Annotated in this window: 19 protein-coding genes; 6 read left to right on the forward strand and 13 right to left on the reverse strand. The window is 58.4% G+C overall.

Annotated features, from left to right (window positions below):
- Positions 1 to 3 precede the first annotated feature (3 nt).
- From AB731_RS01265 to dksA, 5 genes are all read right to left on the reverse strand, one after another.
- On the reverse strand, positions 4 to 798 hold the full coding sequence (locus AB731_RS01265; protein ID WP_047092749.1) for a tryptophan 2,3-dioxygenase: 795 nt from the start codon (positions 796 to 798) through the stop codon (positions 4 to 6).
- Positions 799 to 846: 48 nt separating this feature from the next.
- Complete coding sequence (locus tag AB731_RS01270; protein WP_082126303.1) at positions 847 to 1,308, reverse strand: DUF4112 domain-containing protein; 462 nt, start codon at positions 1,306 to 1,308, stop codon at positions 847 to 849.
- A 21-nt stretch (positions 1,309 to 1,329) separates the two neighbouring features.
- Positions 1,330 to 2,838 carry an ABC transporter substrate-binding protein gene (locus tag AB731_RS01275; protein ID WP_047092748.1) on the reverse strand — a complete coding sequence of 503 codons (1,509 nt, stop codon included), beginning with the start codon at positions 2,836 to 2,838 and terminating at the stop codon, positions 1,330 to 1,332.
- A 49-nt stretch (positions 2,839 to 2,887) separates the two neighbouring features.
- On the reverse strand, positions 2,888 to 3,262 hold the full coding sequence (locus AB731_RS01280) for a PilZ domain-containing protein (protein ID WP_047092747.1): 375 nt from the start codon (positions 3,260 to 3,262) through the stop codon (positions 2,888 to 2,890).
- A 148-nt stretch (positions 3,263 to 3,410) separates the two neighbouring features.
- Positions 3,411 to 3,869, reverse strand: coding sequence for an RNA polymerase-binding protein DksA (gene dksA / locus AB731_RS01285; protein WP_047092746.1), 459 nt, complete (start codon positions 3,867 to 3,869; stop codon positions 3,411 to 3,413).
- Positions 3,870 to 4,194: 325 nt separating this feature from the next.
- On the opposite strand from dksA, the gene AB731_RS01290 reads away from it, so the two are divergent.
- Positions 4,195 to 4,527, forward strand: a complete 333-nt coding sequence (locus AB731_RS01290; RefSeq protein ID WP_047092745.1) for an SEL1-like repeat protein — start codon at positions 4,195 to 4,197, stop codon at positions 4,525 to 4,527.
- A gap of 11 nt (positions 4,528 to 4,538) precedes the next feature.
- Here the strand turns inward: AB731_RS01290 and AB731_RS01295 are convergent, their stop codons facing one another.
- Genes AB731_RS01295 through AB731_RS01315 form a run of 5 tightly spaced genes read right to left on the reverse strand, consistent with a single transcriptional unit; the run spans position 4,539 to position 7,785 of the window.
- Entirely contained in the window at positions 4,539 to 5,690 is a 1,152-nt protein-coding gene (locus tag AB731_RS01295; RefSeq protein WP_047092744.1) for a GNAT family N-acetyltransferase, read from the reverse strand.
- Positions 5,691 to 5,699: 9 nt separating this feature from the next.
- Positions 5,700 to 6,440: a glycerophosphodiester phosphodiesterase family protein gene (locus tag AB731_RS01300; RefSeq protein ID WP_047092743.1), complete on the reverse strand. Its 741-nt coding sequence runs from the start codon at positions 6,438 to 6,440 to the stop codon at positions 5,700 to 5,702.
- The gene (locus AB731_RS01305; RefSeq protein WP_047092742.1) at positions 6,433 to 6,894 is read right to left on the reverse strand and encodes a RidA family protein; all 462 of its coding nucleotides are present in this window, start codon (positions 6,892 to 6,894) and stop codon (positions 6,433 to 6,435) included. The genes AB731_RS01300 and AB731_RS01305 overlap by 8 nt, the downstream gene beginning before the upstream one ends.
- A gap of 1 nt (position 6,895) precedes the next feature.
- Positions 6,896 to 7,534 (reverse strand): hypothetical protein, encoded by a 639-nt coding sequence (locus AB731_RS01310; RefSeq protein ID WP_047092741.1) that lies wholly within the window; start codon positions 7,532 to 7,534, stop codon positions 6,896 to 6,898.
- Positions 7,531 to 7,785, reverse strand: a complete 255-nt coding sequence (locus tag AB731_RS01315; RefSeq protein WP_047092740.1) for a DUF3572 family protein — start codon at positions 7,783 to 7,785, stop codon at positions 7,531 to 7,533. The genes AB731_RS01310 and AB731_RS01315 overlap by 4 nt, the downstream gene beginning before the upstream one ends.
- A 101-nt stretch (positions 7,786 to 7,886) precedes the next feature.
- Between AB731_RS01315 and AB731_RS01320 the strand changes: the two genes are divergently transcribed.
- Positions 7,887 to 8,261 carry a response regulator gene (locus AB731_RS01320; protein WP_047092739.1) on the forward strand — a complete coding sequence of 125 codons (375 nt, stop codon included), beginning with the start codon at positions 7,887 to 7,889 and terminating at the stop codon, positions 8,259 to 8,261.
- Here the strand turns inward: AB731_RS01320 and AB731_RS01325 are convergent.
- Positions 8,258 to 8,818 carry a Pycsar system effector family protein gene (locus tag AB731_RS01325; protein ID WP_047092738.1) on the reverse strand — a complete coding sequence of 187 codons (561 nt, stop codon included), beginning with the start codon at positions 8,816 to 8,818 and terminating at the stop codon, positions 8,258 to 8,260. The genes AB731_RS01320 and AB731_RS01325 overlap by 4 nt on opposite strands.
- A 147-nt stretch (positions 8,819 to 8,965) precedes the next feature.
- On the opposite strand from AB731_RS01325, the gene AB731_RS01330 reads away from it, so the two are divergent.
- Entirely contained in the window at positions 8,966 to 9,208 is a 243-nt protein-coding gene (locus AB731_RS01330; protein ID WP_047092737.1) for an acyl carrier protein, read from the forward strand.
- 4 nt (positions 9,209 to 9,212) lie between these two features.
- Complete coding sequence (gene spt / locus AB731_RS01335; RefSeq protein ID WP_047092736.1) at positions 9,213 to 10,463, forward strand: serine palmitoyltransferase; 1,251 nt, start codon at positions 9,213 to 9,215, stop codon at positions 10,461 to 10,463.
- 19 nt (positions 10,464 to 10,482) lie between these two features.
- On the opposite strand, the gene AB731_RS01340 is transcribed toward spt, so the two are convergent.
- On the reverse strand, positions 10,483 to 11,787 hold the full coding sequence (locus tag AB731_RS01340; protein ID WP_162199464.1) for a DUF1963 domain-containing protein: 1,305 nt from the start codon (positions 11,785 to 11,787) through the stop codon (positions 10,483 to 10,485).
- A 375-nt stretch (positions 11,788 to 12,162) separates the two neighbouring features.
- On the opposite strand from AB731_RS01340, the gene AB731_RS14055 reads away from it, so the two are divergent.
- Entirely contained in the window at positions 12,163 to 12,369 is a 207-nt protein-coding gene (locus AB731_RS14055; protein ID WP_162199463.1) for a hypothetical protein, read from the forward strand.
- Between the two features lie 86 nt (positions 12,370 to 12,455).
- Positions 12,456 to 12,887 (forward strand): OsmC family protein, encoded by a 432-nt coding sequence (locus AB731_RS01345; RefSeq protein ID WP_047092734.1) that lies wholly within the window; start codon positions 12,456 to 12,458, stop codon positions 12,885 to 12,887.
- Positions 12,888 to 12,946: 59 nt separating this feature from the next.
- Here AB731_RS01345 and AB731_RS01350 read toward each other — a convergent pair whose 3' ends face one another.
- Positions 12,947 to 13,600, reverse strand: a complete 654-nt coding sequence (locus AB731_RS01350; RefSeq protein ID WP_173425743.1) for a YqaA family protein — start codon at positions 13,598 to 13,600, stop codon at positions 12,947 to 12,949.
- Positions 13,601 to 13,842: the final 242 nt, after the last annotated feature.

A 13,842-nucleotide genomic window follows, 5' to 3' on the forward strand; every position in this document is an offset into this window, starting at 1 on the left:
TCTTCACAGCTCGGTTCTCACTGCCAGCAATTCAGGAAAAAAGCCCAGTTTCAAAACGCTTTCCAGATACGGAATACCTGCGGTTCCGCCGGTGCCTCGTTTGAAACCAATTACCCGCTCTACAGTCTTCAAATGACCAAAGCGCCAGCGTTGGAAGTGATATTCCAGATCGACCAGCTTTTCTGCCAGTTCATACAAATCCCAATGTTTGCGGGGGTGGCGATAGACCTCTGCCCAAGCTTTAACCACGACATCGTTTGAAACATGCGGCGCGCGGATATCGGGTGCCAGAACATCTTCTGGAATAGCGAAGCCGCGCCGTTTCAGCAGGCGCAGCACTTCGTCGTACAGGCTTGGCCGGTCGAGTTCCGCAGTCAGCTTCGCCGCCACTTCAGGGACCGCTTCGTGCATCGTCACCATGTCGGGATTGCGCCCGCCCAGGATGAATTCCATCAGGCGGTACTGCGCAGACTGGAACCCGCTCGATGTGCCCAGATGCGGACGGACCAGCGAATAATCATGCGGCGTCATCGTCGCCAGCACGTCCCAGCTGGAAATCAGCTGCCGCTGCGCCTGCGCCACGCGGGCAAGCATCTTGAAGGCCGGCGCGAGGTCATCGGCAATGATCAGCTCACGCGCAGCTTCCAGCTCATGCAAGCACAGCTTCAGCCACAGCTCGCTCGCCTGGTGGACGATAATGAACAGAAACTCGTCATGCGCATCCGACGCAGGATGCTGCGCCGACAGGATGCGGGGGAGATCGAGATACGAGGCATAGGTGACATCGGTTTTCGCCATAGGCGCAAGCTTTAGGCCAGAGCGGTCACGAATGAAACTACGCTGCGATTATTGATCGATAACCCGAGTTTCGGGATGATGCTTGTCGAGGTGTTTCTTCACGATCCGCAAATTGCGGGTGTTTGAACGGAACATGAAATCAAACACATCGCCCACGACCGGCACCGCGCCCACGGCAGTATCGAACGCGACATTGCTCGCCATGCGCAGCAGCTTCCACTTGGGCAAATTCAGGTTACGCGCTTCCCAAACGATATAGGCGCCCATTCCCATGGCGATAATATCGCCGACCACAGGCACAAGGCCGATGATGGAATCCAGGCCCACGGGCCGGTTGATACCGGGGATCACAAAACTGCGTTCCAGCACCACCTCCATCGCTTCGATCCGGCGGCGGATCGAATGCACATCCTTGCCCAGCGGCAAGTCAATGCCAAGCTGGTCGGGGCGGATAGGCTCAGGGCGAACCGGATCGGGCTGGATGGGTACAGGCTTCTGAAATTCGGCCATATCGGCAGGTCTCCTCAGCGCCTATCTGGGTATTTCCGCCAGTGGCGGCAAGGGATGGAAAGCGTGAGGATTGGCTTCGAACCCATCGACGCTGCCTCTCAAGAGCGACCAGCGCAGCGGTGAACCAATTGGAATATACACATTCTCCAGCGTGAATTCAGCCTCTGCCTGAGCCATTAGCATAGCCCGCGCAGTCGTGTCTGTCTCGGCCAGGGCCTGCGCCACCAGTGCATCCACTTCCTCGCTACAGAGGCCGCGGCGCAAAGTGCAATTGAACTGGTTGAGGAACCAGCGAGGGGCCGGGAACCGGGCGATGCGGTCGATCACCACAAGCTGCGCCTGAGCGCGGGATTCAGCCCGCTCGATCGTAATGCCGATACCAGCCAGTTGATTGGCAAGGTTTTGCAGCAGCAGGTCCCAGCCTGGCCCTTCCTGTAACGCCACGGTAACGACCACAGGCTGGGACGTGTCGCCATCGTCGAATTGCCGACGCCACGCCGAAATGCGCGCGGATGCCTCTGTGCGGCGATCTTCGATGTCCATGTCCAGCCAGCGTTCGCTAACCAGGCCCGGATCGCCGGGAAGACCGGGCGAAACCGGGCGCGTAGTGGGATTCCAGCCGCCGACGTTGTAGCGCGCCAGCAGCGCTTCGCGGTCAATCGCCATAGCGATGCCTTCACGCACGCCTTCATTGCCAAGCAGGCCGGTTTCGCTGCGAACTTGCAAGCCAAACAAGCCAACTGGCGAATCCACACGCAACGTGCCGGTTGCCAGCGGGCCGGTATCGACCAGCGGGAAGCCGCCGAGATCTCCGCCCAGCACCAGTTCGACTTCGCCAGCGTCAAACATGCGGATGGCTTCCGGCTCATCTACAACGAAAAGGTCGATCTGGCGCACGTCCTCTTCCCAGTTTTCATCAATCGGCAAACCGCGCTCCTGCGGCGGCTTGAAATCCAATCGGGCAATCTGGCGCCGGCCTCCATCATGCGCTTCGTCAATCCGGTCGAGCACCATCGGACCAGTGCCCCCGCCATCGCGGCGCAAGGCAAGCTCAGGCTGGGCCAGAAGGGTCAGCAGGTAAGGTTCGGGTGAGGTCAGGCGGATTTCGATCACCCTGCCCGCCATCGCGCGGATTTCTTCAATTGGAGCAAGGTCCAATGCCAGCGATGTCCCCTCAAGCTGGCCGATTGCCGAAAGCAGCGCTGCCCGAGCGCTTTCGCCTGTCATCGGACTGCCATCAGGCCAAGTGGTATCGCGCAGCCGAAAAATGAAGCTGAGGCCGTCCTCGGTTACGATCCAGCGTTCTGCCAGCGCAGGAACGGTTTCGCCTTGGGCATTGAAAGTTACCAGGCCGCTGTCCGTTGCAGCACGGAGGTGCTGTGCACCTATGGAAAGGCGCGCACTATCGGTAAATACCGCGTCCTGTGTGCCGATCAGCGCAACATCCAGCGCGCCATCATTGCTGCCGCCGCATCCGGCAAGCAACACAATACTGACGAAAGTGGAGAGGATACGTGAAGCGGCTTTCATCCGTGATGGTTAGGCCGGTGCGCGACGCGCTTCAACCGAAACTGCGCGATCAAAGCTTGCGCAGCGATCCATCACCTTTGGGCGCAGCCATAATTGGCCCGCGCTTCTCAAAATCGCTGACTGGATGCGGAACAGCACTGCCGGCGGGGGCGCGGGCAAGCTTGGGATCGATTTCATCAGCAAAGGCGATACCGAAACGGTTGTCCTGCTTCCAGGCGACAGAACCGTTAATCCAACCAATGTTACGAAGTTCAACATCAACGCGCGCGCCGCGCAGGACACGGGCATCGCCTTCGGCCATCATGCCGCCGGCAGACAGGTTACGAACTTTCACACGAACAGGATTATCCTGACCATCGATGCGCACCTGCGCCAACAGGAACAGGCTGTCACGGCCGACCTGACGGGTATCGACATTGCTCATGGTGCTCTCTCGTGTCTTCGCTATCCAACCGCTCTCAACGCAACGCGCGTTCGGCCTCGCGGACATTTGCCGTGCCATGGCAATGCAGGGGCAGAGGCTAACCGAGAGTTAACTTCTGTTACAAGTTGTAAAACTGTCCCGAAGCGGGTCAATCGTCGCGGGAAATCTTTTCGCGTCTTTCGTGCGCTGCTTGGGCTTCCACTGTCATGGTAGCGATAGGGCGGGCAATCAGCCGATTGATGCCAATGGGCTCACCGGTCACCTTGCACCAGCCGTATTCACCGTCATCAATCCGCCGCAAAGCTGCATCGATTTTGGAAATCAGCTTGCGCTGGCGATCGCGTGTCCGCAGCTCGATGCCCCAATCGGTCTCGCTAGATGCGCGGTCGTTCAGATCGGGTTCGCGGATCGGGCCATCCTGCAGGCTCTGCAACGTGCCTTCGGACGCCAGAACCACTGATTTTTTCCATTCAAGCAGCAGCACTCGAAAATAGTTGAGCTGCTTGGCAGACATGAACTCTTCATCCTCGACCGGCGTGTAATCGCGCGGCAGGGACCGCTTCGCCTTGGTCAGAATATCAATATCGTCAAATGTGGCAGCGGCCATCAGATACTCCCGATCCCATCCACTTGGCCTTTCCTGTTGCGGTGACGCATTCCCGGTTTTTCAGCTCTGAAAACGCGCATTGCAAAGGCCTTGGTCCGGCGGGCGTATAAGGATCGCAACCTACTGGCACAAGCGCGAATCTGGCTGTGACCCCCATCAGGGAGCAATCGGCTGGTTTGGGGAGGCCATTCAGCCCTGATCGCCAATTCGATCGATGCGAAAGTAGCGCCGGCGTTAACCATTTCTTGACCACGTTCGTCAAAACATCGGTTCTCAGGAAGCCCGGCAACACAGTGCCCGGGTATGAAACAGGGGACTAACGATCATGGAACTCACCAAGATCGAGACATTTGCCAAGGTCGAGACCGCCGATACGAGCGGCGCCGACATGATGGTAGCGCGCTGCCTTGCGGCTGCTGCCGATGGTGATGTGAACGCCTACTACGACCTCGGCGTCGCCTATTCGACCGGCAGCCACGGTGTGAACTGCGACCTTGTGGAAGCGCACAAATGGTTCAACCTTGCCGCATCCACCGGCCACGAAGCTGCCAGCTGGTGCCGCGCCGATGTTTCGGACGAGATGACCGCAGTGGAAATTTCCGAAGCCCAGCGCCGTGCGCGCGAATGGCTTCGTGCAGGCATTTCCCGCGCCGCCTGATTCGAGACAAGTCAGCCTTTTCGGAAAGGCATGCGCCGCGACAGGTGCTGCCGGTCCATCGCGACCCCGCGTCGTTCTGCGACAAGAAATTCGGCCACGGCATCGCGGAAGCCGGGATCGCGGATGTAATGCATCGATGTGGTCGCCACAGGTCCGTACCCGCGCGCCATCTTGTGCCCGCCCTGTGCGCCTGCTTCTACCCGCTTAAGGCCCCGCTCTATCGCGGCGTCGATCGCGCGATAATAACACAGCTCGAAATGCAGGAAGGGCTTGTCCGCAAGGCAGCCCCAATACCGGCCATAAAGCGCATCTGCGCCAATGAAATTGAGCGCGCCTGCAATCGGCAGACCATTGTCAAACGCCAGTAACAGCAGGATGCTGTCGGCCATCCGTTCCCCGAACATATCGAATGCGGCTCTCGTCAAATAGGGCGTGCCCCATTTGCGCGCGCCGGTATCCTGATAGAACAGCCAGAATGCGTCCCAATGCTCCGGGCGAATATCTGCGCCGCTCAGCACTTTGATCGCAATTCCCTCATTTGCCGCGCGCCGTTCCTTGCGCAAATCCTTGCGTTTGCGAGAGGTCAGCGTGGCGAGGAAATCGTCGAAACTGCCATATTCGTGATTGGTCCAGTGGAACTGGATGTCCTCCCGCCGCAGCCAGCCTGCGTCCTCGAACAGCGGAACCTGCGCTGGCTCCACGAAAGTTGCATGGGCGCTGGACCAGCCATTGCTGGCCACCAATTGCTCGGCTGCCCGCAGCAGATGCGGGGCATGGGCCGGATCTTCAAGCAGCAGACGAGGCCCCGTGGCAGGCGTGAATGGCGCGCTGATTTGCAGCTTGGGATAATAGGACCCGCCAGCATGCTGGTAGGCATCGGCCCATGCGTAATCGAAGACATATTCGCCCTGGCTGTGCTGTTTGAGATAGCTGGGCATCGCGCCGATCAGCTTGCCAGCCTCATCCTCCAGCACCAGCGGCGCGCTTTGCCAGCCTGTACTCCCGCCTTCATCAAGACGCCCCACACTTCCCGATTGTTCAAGAAGAGTGAGAAAATCGTGGGACACAAACGGGTTCGCATCTCCTGCCAGCCGGTTCCAGTCCAGCTTGGGGATGTCACTTACGGACGGGAGTATGCGTGCAGTCAGCGCGGCTTCGGGCATTGCAGCAACTTAGGAAGCCTGCCCCCAAGCCGCCACCCCTGCACCTTCCAGAATCGGCACAGCGCCGCATCCCGATGCAGTTTCAAGCTGGGCTGCGCTGCGCACCGTCCACGTCAGCACCGGCAATCCGGCCCGCGCCTGCTGTTTCGCAAACCGGCTGGGCAGGTCGCGAATATCGTAAGCCAGGAAGTCCGGTCTTGCCTTGGCAAGGGCAATGCGCCGTTTCAACGCGCCCGAAAGCGTGCGCGCGTCCTGCTCGGTAATCACAAGCCCGCGCGGCACATCAGGCATATGGGAGCGGAACCAGCTGGCGATGCGCGGATCGAAGCTCATTACAGCGACTTCGCCGCCATAGCCTTCGACATCGCGCCGGACCGCACGGCACAGCTTGTGAACGCTAGTCCGCGCCTCTGTCTTGAGTTCAAGCAGCAACGGCACACGGCCAGCGACCAGTTCCAGCATGTCACGCAATGTGGGGATGGTTTCAGCGCTGCCGGTAAAGGTTAGTGCCGTCAGATCGCCTACGGTCATCGCCGCAAGCTCGCCGGGCGTCCCGGTCAAACGGTCCAGCTCGGCATCGTGGAACACCATTGCGCGTCCGTCTGCGCTGACCCGCAGGTCGCATTCAATGCCAAGTCCTGCATCGATCGCGGCAGAGAAAGCAGCAAGCGAGTTTTCCGGTACGGCAGCTGCGTGCAGCCCGCGGTGGGCATAGGCCTGCCGCTGAAGCCACCCTGGGGTCTTAGCCATCGGTGAGCGCAATCACCGCATCAACCTCTACCGCAGCGCCAAGCGGCAGCGCTGGTACGCCAACTGCGGCGCGGGCATGGCGGCCAGCTTCGCCAAACACATCGAACATCAATTCCGATGCGCCATTGGCGACCTTCGGCTGATCGGTGTAATCGCCAGTGCAATTGACGAAAGCGCCTAGCTTGACGATCCGCTCCACCCGGTCGAGTTCTATCCCCGCGTTCTTGAGCTGCGCCAGGATCATCAGCCCGCACGCGCGGGCGGCCGCCTGGCCCTCTTCCAGCGAAACATCATCGCCCAGCCGCCCTGTCACCAGCGCGCCATCAATGAAGGGCAGCTGACCGGAAACATGGGCGATATTGCCCGCAACCACGACCGGGACATACGCCGCCACGGGGGCTGCGGCCTGTGGCAATGTAATGCCAAGCTCAGTCAAGCGTGCTTCGATACCCATGTCATTCTCCTGCGTGCAATGCTTCGCGCACCCATGGCAGAGCCATATCCCAGCTGTCTATCCGTGCGTCAGCATCGCCGGCAATGTGGGCGCACGGGACATGCGGGGCAATGGCTGGTTCACCGCACAGATGCAGCCGTTTCACATGCGGGATTTCTGCCTTGGCGGAAGCGTGATGCTGCGCGATATCGTCGATAAAGACCACTCGGCCCGCCCCATGATTGGCGACGTGATCTTCCACGATTCGCTTCAGCGCGCCGCCTTTTGGGCCCTGATTGGTGAAGACCGGCACATCCATGCCCAGTTTTTGCAATTGCAGTGTGCGCGCAGCGTTTCGCTCATCGGTCAGATTGGTCAGCACCACGACCTCCGCATCGCGGCGCAATTCCGCCATGGCTTCCAGCGCGCCGACAATCGGTTCCTGGGTGTGCATTTCAGTGTCGAAAAAACCGCCCAGCAATTGCCAAACTTCACGTTCTTCTATCGGAGAACCGCTACCGCGCCGGGTCATCGACTGGACAAAGGGGTTGCCCTCCAATGCAAAAGTGATGTCGTGCTGCGTATCCAGCCAGTCGCGAAAGTGGCGCACCATGTGCAGCAGCACTTCATCGCAATCGGTTACCACTAGCGGTCGGTTCATCGCGTCAACTCCTCTTGCGCACGGATCAGGATTTCCGGAGATACGTCCAATGCTTGCGCAGCGCCGACCAGATCAGGCTCATGAGAGGCCAGAAAATCGAATATTGCGCGGTGCGTCGAAACTTCGCCCACAGCACCCCGAAGGCCATCAGGTGTCAGACCCGTCAAATCGAGAAAACGCTCTGCACGGGCCTGATCGGCGAGAATCCATGCGAGTGCACCAAGTGCTAAAGATGAGCTGTCTTTATACATTTTTTTACAATCGCCGCGAATTGTAACATTTCCGGTTAAGGGGTAATGAGCGTGAGAGGCTTCTGGGCATGGACTGACCAAACGAAGCAGACGGGGGCGCAATGACGAAGAGAATCCTTGTTGTCGAGGACAACGATCTGAACCGGAAACTTTTCTGCGATGTGCTGCAGGCGGGCGGATTCTCCGTGGAGCCTGTGGCTGATGGCAATATGGCGATTGAACGTGCGCGCATTTTCGCTCCCAACCTCGTGGTGATGGATATTCAGCTGCAGGATGTCTCGGGTCTCGATCTCATCGCAATACTCAAACATGACAGCGATCTGTCGAACGTGCCGGTTCTGGCTGTGACAGCCTACGCCGGAAAAGGCGATGAAGAGCGCATTCGCGAATCAGGCGCCGAGGGCTACCTTTCCAAACCCGTAAGCATCGGACCTTTCATGGCCGCAGTTAAAGGCCTGGTAGACGCTGCCGCCTAGGTGGATGTGGCAAATTCCACTGCGAAGGTGGCCAGCGTGACCACCAATCCAACGATAAAGACGCGGTAGGCATACCCCAGATATCGGTATTTTCGCCGCTGCAAGACCGCTCCGTTTTGATAGATATCATGCAACATGGACCGGAATACCGTCTCGTCCGCACCCAACGTGTCCAACATGGCGGAAGTCCACTCCTCCTCATCCATCGTTGAAAAATGCCCGAAGAACAGTGGATTGAGCGTTACGGCCTCTGTGGGTGGCCGAAATGACGGCAGGACAGCCAGCACCGCCAGCAGCGAACTGAGGAAAGCGAAGACGGCAAGGATTCCCAACGACCACGGCAAATCTCCTGTCAGCGACCGGCTGACGGCGATGGAAAACACAAGGAATGTTGCCCCCATCAGAATGGACGCTTTCTGGTCCGCCATCTGTGACAGTTGCAGGGTATTGTTTTGTACCGTGCGCAGCATATGCACAGAATGCAGGCTGAAGGTCGCTGGACCCTGTGCGGTATTGCCCGCCGACAATTGATCTGACAGCAGTGACTTATCGTCCATTCCGTGCCCCCTCGGCATGTTTTGTTGGACAGGGCGGGAACGCTGCCACCACCTGGCGTGCTTGACAAGCGGCGGTGGTAAAGCTTTGCCCGCGGAACACCTTGCCCTAAAGTTCGGGTGAGACAATTATCAAGGATTGGACCTTTCATGGACCGTGCCGCAATCGATACACGTATTCGTTCGATACTGGAGCCTTTCAACAAGAAGGAAGTCGCCGTCACAGACGCGACCACCTTTGCAGGCGATCTGGAATTTGACAGCCTGACCGTCATGGATTTCGTCGCTGCAATCGAAGATGAATTCGACATCATCATTTCCATGAACCAGCAGGCTGAAATCGAGACCTACGGGCAGCTCGTCGATGCCGTTACCAAGATGGCGGCGGAGTAATTTCATGAGCGAAGGCGTGATGCAGGCTGACAAGCCGCAGGTTTTGGACGGCGAAGGCACAGACCTTTTCTCCAAATTCGATGACACGATCGCAATGCGGGCAAATCTGCTGGCGAGCGGTGTCGAAGACCCGTTCTCGCTGGTGATGGAAAAGGTGCTCTCGCCTACCCGGGCGGTGTGCAACGGGCGCGATACGATCCTGCTCGGCACGTATAATTACATGGGCATGACGTTCGATCCCGAAGTGATCGAGTCGGGGATCCAGGCGCTGCGCGATTTTGGCACCGGCACTACCGGCAGCCGCGTTCTCAACGGGACCTACCAGGGCCACAAGGAATGCGAAGACGCACTGCGTGAATTTTATGGCATGGATCATGCCATGGTGTTCTCGACCGGCTATCAGGCCAACCTCGGCATCATCTCCACCATCGCCGGCAAGGGCGACTATGTTGTGCTTGATATCGATAGCCATGCCAGCATCTGGGACGGCTGCGCGATGGGCAATGCCGAAATCGTGCCGTTCAAGCACAATGATATCACCGCGATGGAAAAGCGCCTGAAGCGAATTCCTGAAGGCGCTGGCAAGCTGGTTGTGCTCGAAGGCGTCTATTCGATGCTGGGCGATGTCGCACCGCTGAAGGAAATGGTGAAGATCGCCAAGGAAAACGGCGCAATGGTGCTGGTGGATGAGGCGCATTCCATGGGCTTCATCGGTGAGAATGGCCGCGGCGTTGTGGAAGACGCTGGCGTCATGGACGATGTCGATCTGATCATCGGCACCTTTTCCAAAAGCGTAGGGACCGTGGGCGGTTTTTGCGTTTCCAACCATCCCAAGTTTGAAATCATGCGGCTGATGTGCCGTCCCTACGTCTTCACTGCCAGCCTGCCGCCGAGCGTGGTCGCGACAGCTGCTACCTCTATCCGCAAGCTGATGGGTGCGGCGGACAAGCGGGCAAACCTGTGGCAGAGCTCACGGCGGCTGCATGGCGGCCTGCAAGACCTGGGCTTCACGCTGGGCACCGATATCCCGCAAAGCGCCATTGTCGCGGTCATCATGCCCGATCTGGAGAAGGGCGCCGCCATGTGGAGCGCGCTGCTGAGCGAGGGGCTTTACGTCAATCTCGCCCGTCCCCCGGCAACGCCAGCGAATATGACGCTGCTGCGTTGTTCGCTCTGTGCTGAACACACTGCAGAGGAAGTCGAAACGATCCTTGGCATGTTCGAACGCGCCGGAAAGGCCGTGGGTATCATCTGATGCATCGCGGCGTTTTCTGCTAGATCAGCAACGGTCCCATGTAAGCAGGGTGCCGCGTTACCTTCGCCGCCGAAAAATTGGTGTCGGCAAGGTCCCGTTTGGCAATTGTGAAGCGGTATTCATGCTTGATGCCGAACGCCCAGTCGGGGATGATCTGCAGCAGCAATTCGTCATCCGGTCCCTCACCTGCATCGGACCCAGGCGCCCAGCTATGGCCCATCATCTGCGAATATTGAGACGCTATTCGCTGAATGTCCGGCGAAGGCTCCGACCGCTGCGACGCCAGAGCTTCGGCCATTGCCGGATTGCTTTCAGCTTCAAGATACGCAGCGTTTGACGCAGCGACGGATGCATCGCGCAAATGGAAGACCCTGTGATAGTCCTTGCGGGTTTCAAGTATATCCAGCTTTGCTGCCTGCGATAAAGGAATGGCAAAATCTGCGAGGTCATCAGGCGAGAGTTTCCCATACGGGTTCTGCTGCGCCGCACGCTCCGCCCAGATGGCAAATTCTGCGCCCAATTCCTTATCATCATAGGCCAAGGCCAACCGTGCCGACACAAAGTGGACAAGCCGCCAAAGATCAATTGTAGCAGGGATCGGAGGCTCGTAAAAACACGTTCCCATGCTTCCAGGATCAGGGCTTGCCTCTCGCAAACTCTGATGAAAGGCGCGAAAGCGCGCAGCAAACGCGGGATTGTAAACGGCGCCGGACTCATGCGCTGCTGGAAAAGGCAAAGTCGTGATTGATCGCAATCGCATGCCAACCAGCGGAAAAATGGCTGTTTTGAGTGGCTCGTTCTTTTCGAACATCGATTGGCTATAAACATCGCCCCGCACCTCCGGAAGATCGGCGGGCGCGGGCCTTTCCAAGCCGGAGGATTCCGGATCATGGATTACTGCCCCGCCGCCGAACTCAGACCTGTTTTCAGCATCGGCAAAAAACAGCAGCGTACCGGACCGAGGAAGCGTCGGCGGACCATCCTCATTTTCAGAAAGGTCTATCTGCATCAGGAAGTTCAGCGGCTTGCCATGCTTGCCCACCGGCCACGGAGTATCGCGCGGCAGCCATGGCAAGCCTCCCCTGCGCGATCGGGGTAGCGGAAATGTGGGTATATGAGCGCGGAAAATGGCGAGCGCAGGGCGCGCATGTGAAAGGTATTCTGCCAAGTTCAGAGGGTCGCAATCCGTTTTCAATATATCATATTCGGCAGCAATGAACGCCATTTGCTGCGCGCCATAAGTTGCGAAATGGCTTTCGGCCCATTCTTCCGTATCAGCTATCGCTTCAAGGAACGCGTGGAGTAAGATGTCTAACTGACGCATTGCCTCCTCGCCAGACGCGGCGAAATTGAAATGCCGCGCCATTCGATGAAGAAATGGAGTCTGCCGAGACCGGACAGTGCATTCCTTCACCTCCCTTTGAAGCGCATCCTTGGCCTCTTGAGCAGTTTTTTGTCCGGCAAGAGCCAAGCTGGTCATCGATCGCTGCCATCGATGCCTCGCGCCACCGAGATGCCAATCAAGCGAATGCTCTGCTTGCAGGTCCGAAAGAGCATGCAACCTGTTTCCCGGTTTGCTCGCATAGGGGGGCGTTTGGGCCGCTACACTCAGCCGCTCAGCTATGTGCCGGGCAGCGTCTTCAAGCCGGCCGGGTAGAGTTTTGAGAATGCCAGCCAACTCTGCTTCAAGGTTCGGTGCATGCCGAGGCAACTTGTGTTGAAGAATGTCCTGCAATTCGTTGAATGCCGCTCTTTGAGCCGTCCAGGACAGGTCAGGGTCGGCGTATGGCGCAAAGGCATCCCGGCTTCGCTGATTCTCGCCTTCCACATCGCGCGCGATGTGCATGAAGGGCGTGAGGAGTTCGAATATCTTCGGCATAGTTGGAGTGCTCCGCTATACCGCTAAATCGTAAAGGAACGCCTCGCATGCCGACGAGCGGAACGGATCTGTCGTTTCAAGCGTCTCTCTCTGGCAACGGAGATCCCCATATTATGAAAACCATCAACACCGGCAGCGCAACATATGAAGGCCTCGGCAAGAGCGGCAAGGGCCATGTGTCCACCGGCTCAGGCGCGCTCGCGGCGCAGCCTTACGGCTTCATGACCCGCTTCGAAGATGAACCCGGCACCAATCCGGAAGAACTGATCGCTGCGGCACATGCCAGCTGTTTCACGATGGCCCTGTCTTTCAAGCTGGCAGAGGCAGGACATGAAAACGGCACGGTCGTAACCAAGGCCGAAGTGACGCTGGAAAAGGATGATGGCGGCTTCACGGTCACCAAATCGGCGCTTTCCACGAAGGGCACAGTGCCGGGCATGGACCAGGCCACATTCGAAAAGCTTGCGGGCGAAGCGAAGGAAGGCTGCCCGATTTCGAAGCTGCTTGATACACAGATCACTCTGGAAACCAGCTTTGAAGGCTGATTGAAGAACCGCCCGTCTAGACCACTATGTTAAGTGGCCAGACGGGCAGGCTTATTGATTCAGCTTCGCTCGAGGCTGGTGACCTGGGTACAGGGATCGGCGGATGCATCAGCCCCGTCATCGCTGCCGGCCAGCTGCGTGACAGCAAAGATGCCCGCGACCACCAGCACTACGAAAACCGTTGTCACCGTGCCCAAATACTCATCAATGATGCGCTTGATCGGCGCGCCGAAGACTTGAAACAGCACCCCCACCACCATGAAAATCAGCGCGCGCCCAGCAATGGCGGCGAGCACGAAGGTCAGCAGGTTCATCTCGATAAAGCCGGCGGTGATCGTCATCAGTTTGAACGGGATCGGCGTTCCAGCCGCCAGGAATACCGCAGCCGCCCCCTGTTCACGAATATAACATGCGGCAACCGGAAAGCTTTCGGTCAGGCCAAGCGCGCCGATCAGCCACACGCCAACAGCTTCGTACAGAAAATAGCCAATGGCATAGCCGAACAGGCCGCCCAGAACCGATGCAACGGTACAGACCAGAGCAAAGCGGATCGCCTTCTTCGGCTCCGCCAGACACATCAGGCCAAGCAGCGGATGCGGCGGGATCGGGAAAAAGCTCGATTCGACAAACGCGAAGAACGCCAGCCACCATTCCGCCTTGGGATGGGCGGCCTTGGCCATGGTCCATTCGTAAAGGCCGCGCAGCAAACCCATCATACGCCGTAATCCCGTTTCTTGCGGAGAGTTTTGCGCCACTAGGCCAGCCAGCCCCCCCGCGCAAGTCGGCGTGCAAGTCTGCACGTAATCCAACAAAGTAACCTATATGGCACTTTTACATTGACATCGTGACACTGTTTGGTTATAGAAACGGAACATCGCGATAAACCGAGTCGGCCAAGACCGGCATTCAGGGCGGCCCCGAGAGGGAGCTGCCCTTTTGCATGTCTGGCTCGGAC

This window comes from Aurantiacibacter marinus (genome assembly GCF_001021555.1).
Classification (GTDB): Bacteria; Pseudomonadota; Alphaproteobacteria; order Sphingomonadales; family Sphingomonadaceae; genus Alteraurantiacibacter; species Alteraurantiacibacter marinus.

Excerpts from the sequence above, each read along its gene's own strand:
- AB731_RS01265 (WP_047092749.1), bottom strand. The coding sequence starts at position 798 with ATGGCGAAAACCGATGTCACCTATGCCTCGTATCTCGATCTCCCCCGC.
- AB731_RS01270 (WP_082126303.1), bottom strand. The coding sequence starts at position 1,308 with ATGGCCGAATTTCAGAAGCCTGTACCCATCCAGCCCGATCCGGTTCGC.
- AB731_RS01275 (WP_047092748.1), bottom strand. The coding sequence starts at position 2,838 with ATGAAAGCCGCTTCACGTATCCTCTCCACTTTCGTCAGTATTGTGTTG.
- AB731_RS01280 (WP_047092747.1), bottom strand. The coding sequence starts at position 3,262 with ATGAGCAATGTCGATACCCGTCAGGTCGGCCGTGACAGCCTGTTCCTG.
- dksA (WP_047092746.1), bottom strand. The coding sequence starts at position 3,869 with ATGGCCGCTGCCACATTTGACGATATTGATATTCTGACCAAGGCGAAG.
- AB731_RS01290 (WP_047092745.1), top strand. The coding sequence starts at position 4,195 with ATGGAACTCACCAAGATCGAGACATTTGCCAAGGTCGAGACCGCCGAT.
- AB731_RS01295 (WP_047092744.1), bottom strand. The coding sequence starts at position 5,690 with ATGCCCGAAGCCGCGCTGACTGCACGCATACTCCCGTCCGTAAGTGAC.
- AB731_RS01300 (WP_047092743.1), bottom strand. The coding sequence starts at position 6,440 with ATGGCTAAGACCCCAGGGTGGCTTCAGCGGCAGGCCTATGCCCACCGC.
- AB731_RS01305 (WP_047092742.1), bottom strand. The coding sequence starts at position 6,894 with ATGGGTATCGAAGCACGCTTGACTGAGCTTGGCATTACATTGCCACAG.
- AB731_RS01310 (WP_047092741.1), bottom strand. The coding sequence starts at position 7,534 with ATGAACCGACCGCTAGTGGTAACCGATTGCGATGAAGTGCTGCTGCAC.
- AB731_RS01315 (WP_047092740.1), bottom strand. The coding sequence starts at position 7,785 with ATGTATAAAGACAGCTCATCTTTAGCACTTGGTGCACTCGCATGGATT.
- AB731_RS01320 (WP_047092739.1), top strand. The coding sequence starts at position 7,887 with ATGACGAAGAGAATCCTTGTTGTCGAGGACAACGATCTGAACCGGAAA.
- AB731_RS01325 (WP_047092738.1), bottom strand. The coding sequence starts at position 8,818 with ATGGACGATAAGTCACTGCTGTCAGATCAATTGTCGGCGGGCAATACC.
- AB731_RS01330 (WP_047092737.1), top strand. The coding sequence starts at position 8,966 with ATGGACCGTGCCGCAATCGATACACGTATTCGTTCGATACTGGAGCCT.
- spt (WP_047092736.1), top strand. The coding sequence starts at position 9,213 with ATGAGCGAAGGCGTGATGCAGGCTGACAAGCCGCAGGTTTTGGACGGC.
- AB731_RS01340 (WP_162199464.1), bottom strand. The coding sequence starts at position 11,787 with ATGCGTCAGTTAGACATCTTACTCCACGCGTTCCTTGAAGCGATAGCT.
- AB731_RS14055 (WP_162199463.1), top strand. The coding sequence starts at position 12,163 with ATGCCGAGGCAACTTGTGTTGAAGAATGTCCTGCAATTCGTTGAATGC.
- AB731_RS01345 (WP_047092734.1), top strand. The coding sequence starts at position 12,456 with ATGAAAACCATCAACACCGGCAGCGCAACATATGAAGGCCTCGGCAAG.
- AB731_RS01350 (WP_173425743.1), bottom strand. The coding sequence starts at position 13,600 with ATGGGTTTGCTGCGCGGCCTTTACGAATGGACCATGGCCAAGGCCGCC.